Here is a 15,601-nt window from a genome sequence, read left to right as displayed (position 1 = left end):
AATGAAGAAAGTCCCTTAAAAAAGCGGGACGACGGTCTTTGCTGTATGTTGTAATTCAATGTACATGCCGACAGTCTTTTTTCATTCATAGCAAGGGGAGGTGAAATCATGACGAGTACAGTTTGGATACTCATCTCCATTTTGCTTGCAACAGTCGGTGCAGTTGTTGGCTTTTTTGTTCGAAAGTCTATTGCTGAAGCGAAGATTAATGGTGCGGCTAATGAAGCGAGACGTATTTTAGACGAAGCGAATCGTGATGCTGAAGCACTTAAGAAAGAAGCGCTTTTAGAAGCAAAGGATGAAATTCATACACTTCGTACAGAAGCTGAATTAGAAATTCGTGACCGTAGAAGCGAATTACAAAAACAAGAAAATCGTTTAATGCAAAAAGAAGAGAACCTTGATCGTAAAGACGAAACGCTCGATAAACGCGAGCAACAGTTAGAGAAGAAAGAGGAATCTCTTGTAGCGAGACAACAACAGATTGAAGAGTTGGAAAGCAAAGTGGGAGAGTTAGTTCAAAAGCAACAAACAGAATTAGAGCGCATTTCCAATCTGACACGCGAACAAGCGAAAGCAATTATTCTTGGTAAAGTAGAAAGTGAAGTTTCTCATGAAATCGCTGTTATGGTAAAAGAAAGTGAAGTTCGCGCGAAAGAAGAAGCGGATAAGAAAGCAAAAGAGATTTTATCTCTTGCAATGCAAAGATGTGCAGCTGATCATGTTGCTGAAACAACCGTTTCGGTTGTAAATCTTCCAAATGACGAAATGAAGGGACGTATTATCGGGCGTGAAGGTCGTAATATTCGTACGTTAGAAACGTTAACGGGTATTGACTTAATTATCGATGATACACCAGAGGCGGTAATCCTTTCTGGATTCGACCCAATTCGTCGTGAAACAGCTCGTATCGCTCTTGATAAACTAGTACAGGACGGACGTATTCACCCAGCGCGTATTGAAGAGATGGTCGAAAAATCAAGACGTGAAGTGGACGAGTATATTCGCGAAGTCGGAGAGCAAACAACGTTTGAAGTGGGTGTTCACGGATTACATCCAGATTTAATTAAAATTTTAGGTCGTTTAAAATACCGTACAAGTTATGGTCAAAACGTCTTAAAACACTCTATGGAAGTTGCATATTTAACTGGACTTATGGCGGCAGAGCTTGGCGAGGATGAAAAACTAGCAAGACGTGCAGGTCTATTACATGATATCGGAAAAGCGATTGACCATGAAGTAGAAGGAAGCCACGTTGAAATTGGTGTTGAACTTGCAACGAAATATAAAGAGCATCCTGTAGTTATAAACAGTATCGCATCTCACCATGGTGACACAGAACCAACTTCTATCATTGCAGTTTTAGTTGCAGCAGCAGATGCTTTATCAGCTGCAAGACCGGGAGCTCGTAGTGAAACACTTGAAAACTATATTCGTCGTCTTGAAAAGTTAGAAGAGATTTCAGAGTCTTATGAAGGCGTTGAAAAGTCATTTGCAATTCAAGCAGGACGTGAAGTTCGTATTTTGGTAAAACCAGATACAATCGATGACTTAGAAGCTCATCGCTTAGCTCGTGATATCCGAAAACGTATTGAAAATGAACTGGATTACCCAGGACATATTAAAGTAACTGTTATTCGTGAAACACGTGCAGTGGAATACGCAAAATAAAGTGGTGAAACACCACTTTATTTTTTTGTGTTGGAATTGGATAAAATAAAGACAGTTAGTTATATAGTATAAAAGTGAAACAAACTTATAATAAACATATTATAAGGAATTTACTTGATGCTATAGCAATAAAAAATGCAGTACATAGAAAGGGTAAGACATATGAGAATATTATTTGTTGGGGATGTAGTAGGATCTCCTGGTAGAGGTATGATTCAACAATACGTACCGGCATTAAAGAAAAAATATACACCTACAGTAACAATCATTAATGGAGAAAACGCAGCAGGTGGCCGTGGGATTACAGAAAAAATATATCGAAACTTTTTAGAATGTGGGGCGCAAGCAGTTACACTTGGAAACCACGCTTGGGATAATCGTGAAGTATTTGAATTCATCGATGATGCAAAATATCTTGCAAGACCAGCTAACTTCCCAGAAGGAACTCCAGGAAAAGGACTTATCTTTGTGAACTGTAATGGAACAGAAGTTGCAGTTATTAACTTACAAGGACGTACTTTCCTTCCTCCGATTGATTGTCCATTCCGTAAAGTGGATGAATTAATTAATATTGCGAAAAAACGTACGAATATTATCTTTGTTGATTTCCATGCGGAGACTACAAGTGAAAAACAAGCGCTAGGTTGGTATGTAGATGGGCGTGCTACAGCAGTAGTAGGTACGCATACGCATGTCCCTACAGCAGATAACCGTATTTTACCAAGCGGAACAGCATACATTACAGATGTTGGGATGACAGGGCCATATGACGGAATATTAGGTATGGACAGAGAAGCAGTATTGAAGAAGTTTTTAACAAACTTACCAGTACGATTTGAAGTAACAAATGGTAGAACGCAATTAAGTGCAGTGTTAATTGATGTGGATCCAAATACAGGAAAAGCAAAGAAAATTGAACGTATTTTAATTAATGACGATCAACCATTTTTTGAGTAAATTCTCGTTAAATTTTAGATAAGTTATTATATTTTAATTTTTTAGAAAAATTACGAAAATTTAGCAGGAATACGCGCCATTCCTCGTGAATATAAGTTAAAGTGAAATAATTGCTAATACTTTTTAAAGAAACGAGGAGGAAACGCGGAATGGAAATATTAAAAGTTAAAGCAACGTCGGTCCCTAATTCTGTAGCTGGTGCACTTGCAGGTGTTATTCGCGAACGCGGAACAGCAGAAATTCAAGCTATTGGTGCAGGTGCATTGAACCAAGCGGTAAAGGCAGTAGCAATTGCAAGAGGATTTGTAGCGCCTAGTGGTTTGGACCTGATTTGTATCCCAGCGTTTACAGATATTATGATTGATGGCGAAGAGCGTACAGCAATAAAATTAATTGTAGAACCTCGTTAAGTTTTAAACAACCTGTTTGCAGTATGCAAACAGGTTGTTTTTATAATGGAGGAATGAAAATGAAAATTTTTGATGCTCATTGTGACGTGCTTCTTCAGTTATGGAGTGCACAAGGGAAAAGGAATTTTAACGATGATTCACAATTACATATTACATTTGAACAGTTAAAGAGAAGAAAAGGAAGTATACAATGTTTTGCTATATATGTACCAGAAACAGTGGCATATGAAAACCGATTTGAAGCAGCATTACAAATGGTAGATATTTTTTATAATGAAATTTTATCCCTACCAGGTGTAAAGTTTATTCAGACAAAAGATGATATTAACATGTTAAAACAGGACGAGGTTGGAGCGATATTAACACTAGAAGGATGCGAAGCAATTGGAAAAGAAGCAATGAAATTACGGTTGTTGTATCGCCTAGGAGTACGTTCTTTTGGACTAACATGGAATTATGCCAATCTCTTAGCTGATGGTGCGCTAGAGACACGTGGGGCGGGTTTAACGAATTTTGGTAAACAGGTTGTACAAGAACTGAATGCGCTACATGTATGGACTGATGTGTCTCATCTGAATGAAAGAAGTTTTTGGGATGTTATAGAGATTGCAAAAAATCCTATTGCTTCCCACTCAAATTGTATGAAACTTTGCGAGCACCCACGTAATTTAAACGATGAACAACTTAAAGCTCTTATAAAGAAAAATGGCATGATCGGTGTCACTTTTGTACCGCAGTTTCTAACGAATGAAAATGAAGCAAATATAACAGATATAGTAAGACATATCGAATATATTTGTTCATTAGGTGGAGAGTACAATATAGGATTTGGTTCAGATTTTGATGGGATTTTAGAAACAGTTGTAAATGTATCAGTTTATCGAGATTATGAAAATGTAATGAATGAGCTTTGTAAACACTATGCTGCATCTACTGTAGAACGATTTTTATATGATAATTTTGTAGAACATATGAGTTTTTAAGTTTTGGTTTAAAATTCAGAAAAATTAAAATTAATACATTTGATTTTATTGCTTTTTTTAAGACCTAATACTAGAATGAAAAACAAAATAGCTTTATACTAAAGATTCAGGGAAATCAGAAGAGGCATAATTTGCGTCCGTTGTAGTTTATTTGCATAAAAAATGCTAAACTATTACTGTAAAAAAATACACTACAATGAATGCAGCCAAAAGGGGTGTAGGAGATGATTAGTCAACTTTCATGGAAAGTTGGAGGCCAACAAGGTGAAGGAATTGAAAGTACGGGAGAAATCTTCTGTATTGCATTAAACCGATTAGGATATTACCTATACGGTTACCGCCACTTCTCATCACGTATAAAAGGCGGCCATACAAATAATAAAATTCGTGTAAGTACAACAGAAGTACGAGCGATCTCAGATGATTTAGATATTTTAATTGCTTTTGACCAAGAAACAATTGATTTTAATTTCCACGAACTACGTCCAGGTGGAATTGTAGTTGCGGATGCGAAATTTAATCCAACAATACCTGACAATACAGATGTAAATCTATATGTGATACCGTTTACAGATATTGCTTCAGAATTAGGCACATCATTAATGAAAAACATGGTTGCTGTTGGAGCATCAAGTGCAGTATTAGGATTAGATGAAACAGCTTATTTAGATGTTGTTGAAGAAATCTTTGGTCGTAAAGGAGAGCAAGTCGTTCAAAAGAATATGGACGCAATTAAACGCGGCTCTCAATATATGAAAGAATTACTAGGTGAGAAAGTAAACATGATGCAGCTTGAAAAAGCTGATGGTAAAAAACGCATGTTTATGATTGGAAACGATGCAATCGCATTTGGTGCGGTAGCTGGTGGTGCTCGTTTTATGTCAGCATACCCAATCACACCTGCATCAGAAATTATGGAATACTTAATTAAAAAATTACCGAAAGTCGGCGGAACAGTAATCCAAACTGAGGATGAAATCGCAGCTTGTACAATGGCAATCGGTGCAAACTATGCTGGTGTTCGTACATTAACGGCATCTGCTGGTCCAGGTCTTTCATTAATGATGGAAGCAATCGGTTTAGCAGGTATTACAGAAACTCCATTAGTAATTGTTGATACACAACGTGGCGGCCCAAGTACAGGATTACCAACTAAGCAAGAACAGTCTGACTTAATGGCGATGATTTACGGTACGCATGGTGAAATTCCAAAAATCGTAATGGCGCCAAGTACAGTTGAAGAAGCTTTCTATGACATTGTAGAAGCATTTAACTTATCTGAAGAATATCAAGTTCCTGTTATTTTCTTAACAGATTTACAGCTTTCTTTAGGAAAACAAACAGTAGAACCACTTAAATTAGATAAAGTGGAAATTCGTCGTGGTAAGCTTGATTTAGAAGTAGAATTACCAGAACGTGAAAATAAAGCATACTTCAAGCGTTATGAAGTAACAGAAGACGGCGTTTCACCACGTGTTTTACCTGGTATGAAAAATGGTGTTCACCATGTTACAGGTGTAGAACATGATGAAACTGGAAAACCATCGGAATCAGCAATAAACCGTAAAGATCAAATGGACAAACGTTTCCGTAAAATGGAGAACTTGAAGTTTAATACCCCTGTTTATAAAAATGTTAAGCATGAAGAAGCAGACGTATTGCTTGTTGGATTTAACTCAACTCGTGGTGCGATCGAAGAGGCAATGACGCGTTTAGAACAAGAGGGTATGAAAGTAAACCATGCTCATGTGCGTTTAATTCACCCGTTCCCAACAGCTGAAATCGATCCACTTGTGAAAAAGGCGAAGCGTGTTGTAGTAGTAGAAAACAATGCAACAGGTCAGCTTGCTAACATTATGAAAATGAATCTTGGTAATGGTGAGAAAATTTCTAGTCTTTTAAAATATGATGGAAACCCATTCTTGCCGAAAGAGATTTACAACGAATGCAAAAAAGGGGTTGTATTAAATGGCAACATTTAAGGACTTTCGTAACAGTGTAAAGCCAAACTGGTGCCCAGGTTGCGGAGACTTCTCAGTGCAAGCTGCAATTCAACGTGCGGCAGCTAACGTTGGCCTAAATCCAGATGAACTTGCTGTTATTTCTGGTATCGGCTGTTCAGGCCGTATTTCAGGTTATATTAATTCATATGGTGTGCATAGTATTCATGGTCGTGCCCTTCCAATTGCGCAAGGTGTGAAAATGGCAAATCGTGATTTAACAGTTATCGCTTCAGGTGGTGACGGTGATGGGTTTGCGATTGGTATGGGTCATACAATCCATTCTATTCGTCGTAATATCGACATTACGTACATCGTAATGGATAACCAAATTTACGGATTAACAAAAGGGCAAACTTCACCACGTAGTGAAGCTGGATTTAAAACGAAAAGCACACCACAAGGTTCAATTGAACCATCACTAAATGTAATGGAAATGGCCTTAACAGCTGGTGCGACATTTGTGGCGCAAAGCTTTTCGAGTGATTTAAAAGAATTAACACAAATTATTGAAGCTGGTATTAACCATAAAGGATTTTCATTAATTAACGTATTTAGCCCATGTGTTACTTACAATAAAGTAAATACTTACGATTGGTTTAAAGAGAATTTAACGAAACTAAGCACAGTAGAGGGATATGATCCATCTAATCGCATGATGGCTATGCAAACTTTAATGGAAAATAACGGTTTAGTAACAGGGTTAATTTATCAAAATACTAAGCAACCATCATATCAAGAACTTGTTAAAGGCTATAGTGAAGAGCCTTTAGTGAAATCTGATTTAAATATGGATCAGAAAATGTTTGATGAGCTTGTTGCTGAATTTATGTAATGTAAGAAGAGGAGGTTGCCGATTTGGTAACCTTTTTTTATGTACAAAAATATAGGGTAGCCTTATTTACTTAGAAAATTCAGAATGATAAAATAATATATAAATCGTTGTATGAAAATGGCAAGTTCATTGCTTATGAAATGTAAGATAATAAAGGGCCTCTTTATTGTTAAAATTGGCGAAATACATCATACTATGGTAATGTTTATAGGGATAAAGCAATATGCTTTTTGGTAGGACAACAAGAAATGATAAAAAGGGAATGTCTATTTGCGTGGGGAAGACTTCATTCTTATGAATGATTAGATTGATTACTCAAGTTTCAAAGGACAAGTTATCTCTCAAGCTATCTAACCATTTTTGAGGTGAGTCTAGGCGCATTAAAATGGACTATAGAGTATGTATAGTTAAGGGTGAAAGGAGATTACCGATGAACGAGCAACAACGATTAGCAAGTCAACAAGCAAATTCCTCTACGAAAAAAGAAGAGAAAGATTATAGTAAATACTTTGAAAATGTATATCAACCACCTTCCTTAAAGGATGCGAAAAAGCGTGGGAAAGAAGAAGTTAAAATTGAACGGGATTTTGGCTTACCTGAAGAGTTTCGCAATTTTGGTACAGGAAGAAAGTTCTATATTCGTACATATGGTTGTCAAATGAATGAGCATGATACGGAAGTAATGGCAGGTATTTTCACCGCACTTGGATATGAACCAACTTTTTCAACTGAGGATGCAGATGTAGTTTTATTAAACACTTGTGCAATTCGTGAAAATGCTGAAAATAAGGTGTTTGGTGAGCTAGGCCATTTAAAGTCACTCAAACGAAGAAATCCAGACCTTTTAATTGGTGTATGTGGTTGTATGTCTCAAGAGGAATCTGTTGTAAATAAAATTATGCAAAAAAATCAGCATGTAGATATGGTATTTGGAACGCATAATATTCATAGATTACCGTACATTCTAAAAGATGCGATGTTCTCGAAAGAGACGGTAGTTGAAGTATGGTCAAAAGAAGGTGACGTAATTGAAAACCTTCCGAAAGTACGTCGTGGTGATATTAAAGCTTGGGTAAATATTATGTATGGCTGTGATAAATTCTGTACGTATTGTATTGTACCGTATACACGTGGAAAAGAGCGAAGTAGACGTCCAGAAGATATTATCCAAGAGATTCGTCATTTAGCTGCAAATGGTTATAAAGAAATTACTTTACTTGGTCAAAACGTAAATGCATATGGTAAAGACTTTGAAGATATAGAATACGGTCTTGGCGATTTAATGGACGAACTTCGTAAAGTTGATATTGCCCGTATTCGTTTTACAACGAGCCATCCACGTGATTTCGATGATCACTTAATTGAAGTGCTTGGAAAAGGTGGCAACCTAGTAGAACATATCCATTTACCAGTTCAATCTGGAAGTACGGATATGTTGAAAATTATGGCACGTAAATATTCGCGTGAGCATTATTTAGAACTTGTAAGAAAAATTAAAGAAGCAATTCCAGATGCAGTATTAACAACAGATATTATCGTTGGTTTTCCAAATGAAACAGATGAGCAATTTGAAGAAACGATGTCGTTATATCGTGAAGTAGGGTTTGATACTGCCTTTACATTCATTTACTCTCCTCGCGAAGGTACACCAGCTGCAAAAATGAAAGATAATGTACCGATGGAAGTAAAGAAAGAACGTCTTCAACGCTTAAATACACTAGTAAATACGTTGGCAATTGAAAAGAATAGTCGTTACAAAGGTCAAATTGTAGAAGTGTTAGTTGATGGGGAAAGTAAAAATAATCCGGAAGTACTTGCAGGTTATACTCGTACGAATAAACTTGTAAACTTCGTCGCTTCAAAATCTTTAATTGGTCAGCTTGTGAAAGTAAAAATAACGGAAGCAAAAACTTGGTCTCTTAACGGGGAATTAGTTGAAGAGCCGATTGAGGTGAAATAATAGATGAAAGTATATTCGAAAGATGACATTGTTGAACAAGCGAAAGAATTAGCAAAAATGATTTCTGAAACAGAAGAAGTTGATTTTTTTAAGAAAGCAGAGGCGCAAATTCATAAAAATGAAAATGTAAAGCGCGCAATCGATGAAATTAAAGCACTGCAAAAACAAGCAGTAAACTTGCAACATTACGGGAAATGGGAAGCTTTAAAAAAGGTAGAAGCTGAAATTGATGCATTGCAAGATAAGTTAGACAGTATTCCAGTCGTACAACAATTTAAATCTTCACAAACATACGTAAATGACTTATTACAGTTAGTTGCTAGTACAATTTCTAACAACGTAACAGATGAAATATTAATTTCAACTGGTGGTGATGTACTAAAGGGTGAAACTGGCGCAGCGGTAGAAAGTAAAAAAGGAAATTGTGGTTGTTAAAGAGATGTCATATTGACATCTCTTTTTTTGTGGATTAAACGTAAGGTCTTCTCAAAAAAAGAATGACACATTCCGCTATTGTCACGCATATGATTAAGTGAATAGTGATTGAGGAGGGTTACGAATGTCCGAATTTAGAGAGATTATTACAAAAGCAGTGGTTGGAAAAGGACGTAAGTATACAAAGTCAACGCATACATGTGAATCGAATAATGAGCCAACAAGTATTTTAGGGTGCTGGGTAATTAACCACTCGTACGAAGCAAGAAAGAATGGAAAACATGTGGAAATTGAAGGTTTCTATGATGTGAACACTTGGTATTCATTTGATGGAAATACAAAGACTGAAGTTGTAACAGAACGTGTGAACTACACGGACGAAGTAAGTATTGGTTATCGTGATAAAAACTTTTCTGGTGACGATTTAGAAATTATTGCTCGTGTTATTCAGCCGCCAAATTGTTTAGAAGCACTTGTATCACCAAATGGTAATAAAATTGTTGTAACTGTAGAACGTGAATTTGTAACAGAAGTAGTTGGAGAAACGAAAATTTGTGTAAGTGTAAATCCTGAAGGCTGCGTAGAATCAGATGATGATTTCCAAATTGCTGATGATGAATTTGAAGAATTAGATCCGAACTTTATCGTTGATGCAGAAGAAGAGTAATAGAAAGCTAGGGAGAAGTTCTTCCTAGCTTTTTACTTTACATAAGTGGCGCTGAATGAACATGATTCTTTATGAAATATGTTATAATGAAGAAAGACTCCTGAAATAGGAGATAAGAGTGTCCGTGAAATGCGACATATATGAAAATAGATTATCATGTAAGAATTATGGAGGAAAAGTATGACTCAATATACGCCTATGATACAGCAATATTTAAAGGTTAAGGCAGATTATCAAGATGCCTTTTTATTTTTTCGCTTAGGCGATTTTTATGAAATGTTCTTTGAGGATGCTGTTAAAGCAGCCCATGAACTTGAAATTACATTAACGAGCCGAGATGGCGGTAGTAGTGAACGTATACCAATGTGCGGTGTACCATATCATGCGGCTAAAAACTATATTGAACAACTTGTTGAAAAAGGATATAAAGTAGCTGTTTGTGAGCAAGTAGAAGATCCGAAAACAGCTAAAGGTGTAGTACGTCGTGAAGTAGTACAATTAATTACGCCAGGAACGATGATGGAAGGGCGTACAATTGATGAGAAAGAAAACAACTTCTTAGCCGCATTAACACATTTTGAAGATGGATCATATGCATTAGCTTGTAACGACTTAACGACTGGACAAAATACAGTAACGTTACTGACTGGTTCAGTAGAAGATATTTTATTAGAAGTGTATGCAACTGGTTCGAAAGAAATTGTTGTTGATTCTTCATTTTCTAAAGATGAACTAAACAAGTTAACTGAAACATTGAAAATGACGATTTCGTATGAAGATGCAACGGCAATTCCGGAAGGATTAGAACATCTTGTGAAAAATGTTTCACAAGCAAAATTAATTAAAGCAGTTGGACGTTTATTTAACTATGTAATAAGAACGCAAAAACGTTCTTTAGATCATTTGCAACCAGTAGAAATTTATTATACGAATCAATTTATGAAAATTGATGTACATTCAAAGCGAAATTTAGAACTGACAGAAACACTTCGGACGAAAGAAAAAACAGGATCACTATTATGGTTATTGGACAAGACGAAAACAGCTATGGGTGGTCGTATGTTAAAACAGTGGATGGAACGTCCACTTATACAGAAAGAAAGAATTGAAGAGCGTTTAGAAATGGTTGAAACGTTTGTAAATGATTACTTCTTACGTGAAGATTTAAAAGAAAAGTTAAAAGAAGTATATGATTTAGAACGCTTAGCAGGAAAAGTTGCATTTGGTAACGTAAATGCAAGAGACTTATTACAATTAAGACGTTCATTACTTCAAGTGCCAGCTATTTTAGAAGCAATTAGTTTGTTAGATAACGCTTATGCATCGAGATTAATTCAAGGTGCAGATCCATGTGAAAGCTTAACAGAATTACTAGGAAGAAGTATTCAAGAAAACCCACCGCTTTCAATTAAAGATGGAGATATTATTAAAGATGGTTATAATGACAAGCTTGATCAATATCGTTACGTGAGTAAAAACGGGAAAACGTGGATTGCTGAGCTTGAAAAAAGAGAACGTGATATTACTGGAATTAAATCGTTAAAAATCGGATACAACCGTATTTTCGGTTACTACATTGAAGTAACGAAAGCGAATCTTGCAGCACTTCCAGAAGGTCGCTATGAACGTAAACAGACGCTTGCTAATGCTGAACGTTTCATTACAGATGAACTGAAAGAAAAAGAAACGTTAATTTTAGAAGCAGAAGAAAAAATTGTACAACTAGAATACGATTTATTTACAGCGCTTCGTGAAGAAGTAAAAGTATTTATTCCGAAATTACAACATTTAGCAAAAGTAATTAGTGAATTAGACGTACTGCAAAGTTTTGCGACAGTTAGTGAAGAAGAACAGTTTGTAAAACCTGTACTAACAACGAAGCGTGAAATCTTTATTAAAGATGGTCGTCATCCTGTCGTTGAAAAAGTATTGAACGGGAAATTGTATGTACCGAATGATTGTATTATGCCAGAGAAGATGGATGTCTTTTTAATTACAGGACCGAACATGTCTGGTAAAAGTACGTATATGAGACAATTAGCACTTGTAACTGTTATGTCGCAAATCGGTTGTTTCGTACCAGCAACAGAAGCAGTATTACCTGTATTTGATCAAATCTTTACGAGAATTGGTGCAGCGGATGATTTAATATCAGGTCAAAGTACATTTATGGTCGAAATGTTAGAAGCGAAAAATGCAATTGCAAACGCATCAGAAAGAAGTTTAATTTTATTCGATGAAATTGGACGAGGTACATCTACCTATGATGGTATGGCACTTGCACAAGCAATCATTGAACATATTCATGACCAAATTGGTGCAAAAACGTTATTCTCTACGCATTATCATGAATTGACTGTGTTAGAAGAGAGTTTAGATCAACTGAAAAATGTACACGTTTCAGCAATTGAAGAGAATGGAAAAGTAGTATTCCTTCATAAAATTCAAGACGGGGCAGCTGATAAAAGTTACGGAATTCACGTTGCGCAACTTGCAGAGCTTCCAGATAGCTTAATCGCCCGCGCGAAAGAAGTGTTAGCACAGCTAGAAGGACAGGAAGAAATTATTATTCCAAAACGAGTAGAAGTGAAAATACAAGAAGCTGCTCCAGAACCTGTAGTTGTAAAAGAGGAAATAGCAGAAATACAGGAAACGAAAGTAGAGACTGAAGAAGAATCGCAACTATCTTTCTTTGGAGGAGAACAGTCTTCGAAGAAACAAGACAAACCTCTGCTAGATCAAAAAGAAACAGCAGTATTGGCGCAAATTAAAAAAATCGATTTACTTGATATGACACCTTTAGAAGCGATGAACGAATTGTATCGCTTACAGAAAAAGTTAAAGAAAGGATGAGTAAGTAGATGGGGAAAATTCGCAAACTCGATGACCAACTCTCTAACTTAATTGCGGCAGGGGAAGTAGTAGAGCGCCCTGCTTCAGTCGTAAAAGAACTTGTGGAAAATTCTATCGATGCGAATAGTACATCTATTGAAATCCACTTAGAAGAAGCTGGGTTATCGAAAATTCGTATCATTGATAACGGTGATGGTATTGCAGAAGAAGACTGTATCGTCGCTTTTGAACGCCATGCGACGAGTAAAATTAAAGATGAAAACGATCTGTTTCGCATAAGAACACTCGGTTTCCGCGGTGAGGCATTGCCGAGTATTGCCTCTGTTAGTGAATTAGAATTAATTACTAGCACAGGTGATGCGCCTGGTACACACCTCATAATTAAAGGTGGAGACATTATAAAACAAGAGAAAACTGCGAGCCGAAAAGGAACAGATATTACAGTACAAAACTTATTCTTTAATACACCAGCGCGTCTTAAATATATGAAAACCATTCATACGGAGCTCGGGAATATTACAGATATCGTGTATCGTATTGCAATGTCACATCCAGAAGTATCGTTAAAACTGTTTCATAATGAAAAGAAATTGCTTCATACATCAGGTAACGGTGATGTAAGACAAGTACTTGCATCGATTTACAGTATTCAAGTTGCGAAGAAGCTTGTTCCAATTGAAGCTGAATCTTTAGACTTTACAATTAAAGGCTATGTAACATTACCAGAAGTAACGAGAGCATCTCGTAATTATATGTCAACGATCGTAAATGGTCGTTACGTTCGAAACTTTGTACTAATGAAAGCAATTCAGCAAGGCTACCATACATTACTGCCAGTTGGCCGGTATCCAATTGGCTTCTTATCGATTGAAATGGATCCAATGCTAGTTGACGTTAACGTACATCCAGCGAAGTTAGAGGTTCGTTTTAGTAAAGAACAAGAATTGCTAAAGCTGATCGAAGAAACATTGCAAGCTGCATTTAAAAAAATACAGCTCATTCCAGATGCAGGCGTAACAACGAAGAAAAAAGAAAAAGACGAAAGTGTGCAAGAACAGTTCCAGTTTGAGCATGCGAAGCCGAAAGAACCATCTATGCCGGACATTGTTTTACCAACTGGCATGGATGCAAAACAAGAAGAACCGCAGGCTGTGAAACAGCCACCACAACTGTGGCAACCGCCGAAACAAGAATGGCAACCACCACAGTCGCTCATAAGAGAAGAACAAAGTTGGCAACCATCCACTAAACCGATAATCGAAGAACCAATTCAAGAAGAGAAATCGTGGGACAGTAATGAAGAGGATTTTGAACTAGAGGAATTAGAAGAAGAAGTTCGGGAAATAAAAGAGATTGAAATGAACGGGAATGACTTACCACCGCTTTATCCAATTGGACAAATGCATGGAACATATATTTTCGCTCAAAATGATAAAGGCTTATATATGATTGACCAGCATGCCGCGCAGGAACGTATTAATTATGAATACTTCCGTGATAAAGTAGGAAGGGTAGCGCAAGAAGTACAAGAGTTACTTGTACCGTACCGTATTGATCTATCTCTTACTGAATTTTTACGTGTCGAAGAACAGTTAGAAGAACTAAAAAAAGTTGGGCTATTTTTAGAACAATTCGGCCATCAATCCTTTATCGTCCGCTCGCATCCAACATGGTTCCCGAAAGGACAAGAAACAGAAATTATCGATGAAATGATGGAGCAAGTTGTCAAACTAAAAAAAGTGGATATTAAAAAGTTACGTGAAGAAGCAGCCATCATGATGAGCTGTAAAGCATCCATTAAAGCGAATCAATATTTAACGAACGATCAAATATTTGCCTTACTGGAAGAATTACGTACAACAACAAACCCATACACATGCCCACACGGAAGACCGATTCTTGTGCATCATTCTACTTATGAGTTGGAGAAGATGTTTAAGAGGGTTATGTAGAGTGAATAAATTATATTTCAAAAGGGAGCAACATTTACTGTTGCTCCCTTTTCATATGTAGATTTAATAGTTAAACGAGAATATGGTGGAGTAATTTTACCGTTTATTTCTTGGTTGTGTTAGCTTAAATTTATCTATGTATAAAAAAGCGCTGTATACAGCACTTTTTAAAATGTGCATGAATTGTATCATTACTAACTAAATAACTATGCATGGTTGAATGTTGCTTCTTATTTAGCTAATTGTTATAAAGATCTATACAATTACTTATTTTTATTATTATTAATTTTTTCAGTGTATAGAACTTGCTCTTTATAGTGCTTCTTAATTGGGAAGTTATGTGTACCTGTGCCGTTCTTGAATTTTTTATCAATGGGGTTCTTTAGAGGAACTGTTGTAGTTTCAGTAAATTCATATGGGTAATTTATTTTAGATTTATCTTCAAACATGAAAATGCCTCCTTTTAGGATCTCCTAAATTCTTTACTATAACATGATATGCATATAGATATTTTTTGGACTAGTTATTTATATAGGTTAATGGAATTTAATTACATAACTACTGAAACATTTTAAAGGAAAACAATTTGAGAAAGAAATGGTATGAATAGCTGTTGGCTCCTATTGTTGTTTTTTTTGTTTGACAGCACAGTTAATTATGTATATAAATTCAATATAGATTGTTTTTATAATATGGTTTATATGGGGTTTTCTTGATAATATAATGTGTAATATTATAGTGTTATTAGGTTATTAGGAACATTTAATGCTGTTTCATAACTGAAAGGTAATTGAAAAAAAACTGAAACTTTTCTCATAAAAATTCAATCTAACTTGAAAAATGAAAGGAAAATGAAATTTTCCAAAAGATATTCTTTG

At 36.0% G+C, this 15,601-nt stretch carries 12 protein-coding genes; 11 read left to right on the top strand and 1 reads right to left on the bottom strand.

All coding sequences use genetic code 11. The annotated features are described in order from the left end of the window. The first annotated feature begins 108 nt into the window (after window positions 1-108). The 11 genes from rny (at window position 109) to mutL (ending at window position 14,723) form a co-directional block, all read left to right on the top strand. The gene (gene rny / locus NST90_RS17705) at window positions 109-1,671 is read left to right on the top strand and encodes a ribonuclease Y (protein ID WP_000204911.1); all 1,563 of its coding nucleotides are present in this window, start codon (window positions 109-111) and stop codon (window positions 1,669-1,671) included. Between the two features lie 162 nt (window positions 1,672-1,833). Further along, entirely contained in the window at window positions 1,834-2,628 is a 795-nt protein-coding gene (locus tag NST90_RS17700; RefSeq protein WP_001221095.1) for a TIGR00282 family metallophosphoesterase, read from the top strand. 149 nt (window positions 2,629-2,777) lie between these two features. Further along, a complete protein-coding gene (gene spoVS / locus NST90_RS17695) occupies window positions 2,778-3,038 on the top strand; it encodes a stage V sporulation protein SpoVS (protein WP_000404341.1) in 261 nt (86 codons plus the stop codon). A gap of 59 nt (window positions 3,039-3,097) precedes the next feature. Then, entirely contained in the window at window positions 3,098-4,021 is a 924-nt protein-coding gene (locus tag NST90_RS17690; protein ID WP_000688045.1) for a dipeptidase, read from the top strand. A 224-nt stretch (window positions 4,022-4,245) separates the two neighbouring features. Beyond that, on the top strand, window positions 4,246-6,003 hold the full coding sequence (locus NST90_RS17685; RefSeq protein WP_000625418.1) for a 2-oxoacid:acceptor oxidoreductase subunit alpha: 1,758 nt from the start codon (window positions 4,246-4,248) through the stop codon (window positions 6,001-6,003). Then, window positions 5,990-6,856: a 2-oxoacid:ferredoxin oxidoreductase subunit beta gene (locus NST90_RS17680; protein ID WP_000190155.1), complete on the top strand. Its 867-nt coding sequence runs from the start codon at window positions 5,990-5,992 to the stop codon at window positions 6,854-6,856. The genes NST90_RS17685 and NST90_RS17680 overlap by 14 nt, the downstream gene beginning before the upstream one ends. 430 nt (window positions 6,857-7,286) lie before the next feature. After that, the gene (miaB, locus tag NST90_RS17675) at window positions 7,287-8,816 is read left to right on the top strand and encodes a tRNA (N6-isopentenyl adenosine(37)-C2)-methylthiotransferase MiaB (protein WP_001005378.1); all 1,530 of its coding nucleotides are present in this window, start codon (window positions 7,287-7,289) and stop codon (window positions 8,814-8,816) included. Between the two features lie 3 nt (window positions 8,817-8,819). Continuing rightward, the gene (locus NST90_RS17670) at window positions 8,820-9,251 is read left to right on the top strand and encodes a RicAFT regulatory complex protein RicA family protein (RefSeq protein WP_000870461.1); all 432 of its coding nucleotides are present in this window, start codon (window positions 8,820-8,822) and stop codon (window positions 9,249-9,251) included. A 124-nt stretch (window positions 9,252-9,375) separates the two neighbouring features. Next, window positions 9,376-9,918: an outer spore coat protein CotE gene (gene cotE, locus NST90_RS17665; RefSeq protein WP_001288799.1), complete on the top strand. Its 543-nt coding sequence runs from the start codon at window positions 9,376-9,378 to the stop codon at window positions 9,916-9,918. Between the two features lie 180 nt (window positions 9,919-10,098). Further along, window positions 10,099-12,771 carry a DNA mismatch repair protein MutS gene (gene mutS, locus NST90_RS17660; RefSeq protein ID WP_048558695.1) on the top strand — a complete coding sequence of 891 codons (2,673 nt, stop codon included), beginning with the start codon at window positions 10,099-10,101 and terminating at the stop codon, window positions 12,769-12,771. A gap of 8 nt (window positions 12,772-12,779) precedes the next feature. After that, window positions 12,780-14,723, top strand: coding sequence for a DNA mismatch repair endonuclease MutL (gene mutL, locus NST90_RS17655; protein ID WP_000516465.1), 1,944 nt, complete (start codon window positions 12,780-12,782; stop codon window positions 14,721-14,723). 263 nt (window positions 14,724-14,986) lie between these two features. On the opposite strand, the gene NST90_RS17650 is transcribed toward mutL, so the two are convergent. Next, entirely contained in the window at window positions 14,987-15,172 is a 186-nt protein-coding gene (locus NST90_RS17650) for a hypothetical protein (RefSeq protein WP_000461138.1), read from the bottom strand. Window positions 15,173-15,601: the final 429 nt, after the last annotated feature.

The sequence above is a fragment of the Bacillus sp. FSL E2-8900 genome, assembly GCF_037966225.1.
Classification (GTDB): domain Bacteria; phylum Bacillota; class Bacilli; order Bacillales; family Bacillaceae_G; genus Bacillus_A; species Bacillus_A cereus.
The sequence above is the reverse complement of the archived record's forward strand: the minus strand, read 5'-3'. Positions and strand labels throughout refer to the sequence as shown.

What these genes read in the sequence shown, in the direction of transcription:
- NST90_RS17670 (WP_000870461.1), top strand. Translation starts at nt 8,820, where the DNA reads ATGAAAGTATATTCGAAAGATGACATTGTTGAACAAGCGAAAGAATTA.
- mutS (WP_048558695.1), top strand. Translation starts at nt 10,099, where the DNA reads ATGACTCAATATACGCCTATGATACAGCAATATTTAAAGGTTAAGGCA.
- cotE (WP_001288799.1), top strand. Translation starts at nt 9,376, where the DNA reads ATGTCCGAATTTAGAGAGATTATTACAAAAGCAGTGGTTGGAAAAGGA.
- NST90_RS17690 (WP_000688045.1), top strand. Translation starts at nt 3,098, where the DNA reads ATGAAAATTTTTGATGCTCATTGTGACGTGCTTCTTCAGTTATGGAGT.
- NST90_RS17680 (WP_000190155.1), top strand. Translation starts at nt 5,990, where the DNA reads ATGGCAACATTTAAGGACTTTCGTAACAGTGTAAAGCCAAACTGGTGC.
- NST90_RS17685 (WP_000625418.1), top strand. Translation starts at nt 4,246, where the DNA reads ATGATTAGTCAACTTTCATGGAAAGTTGGAGGCCAACAAGGTGAAGGA.
- NST90_RS17650 (WP_000461138.1), bottom strand. Translation starts at nt 15,172, where the DNA reads ATGTTTGAAGATAAATCTAAAATAAATTACCCATATGAATTTACTGAA.
- NST90_RS17700 (WP_001221095.1), top strand. Translation starts at nt 1,834, where the DNA reads ATGAGAATATTATTTGTTGGGGATGTAGTAGGATCTCCTGGTAGAGGT.
- mutL (WP_000516465.1), top strand. Translation starts at nt 12,780, where the DNA reads ATGGGGAAAATTCGCAAACTCGATGACCAACTCTCTAACTTAATTGCG.
- rny (WP_000204911.1), top strand. Translation starts at nt 109, where the DNA reads ATGACGAGTACAGTTTGGATACTCATCTCCATTTTGCTTGCAACAGTC.
- miaB (WP_001005378.1), top strand. Translation starts at nt 7,287, where the DNA reads ATGAACGAGCAACAACGATTAGCAAGTCAACAAGCAAATTCCTCTACG.
- spoVS (WP_000404341.1), top strand. Translation starts at nt 2,778, where the DNA reads ATGGAAATATTAAAAGTTAAAGCAACGTCGGTCCCTAATTCTGTAGCT.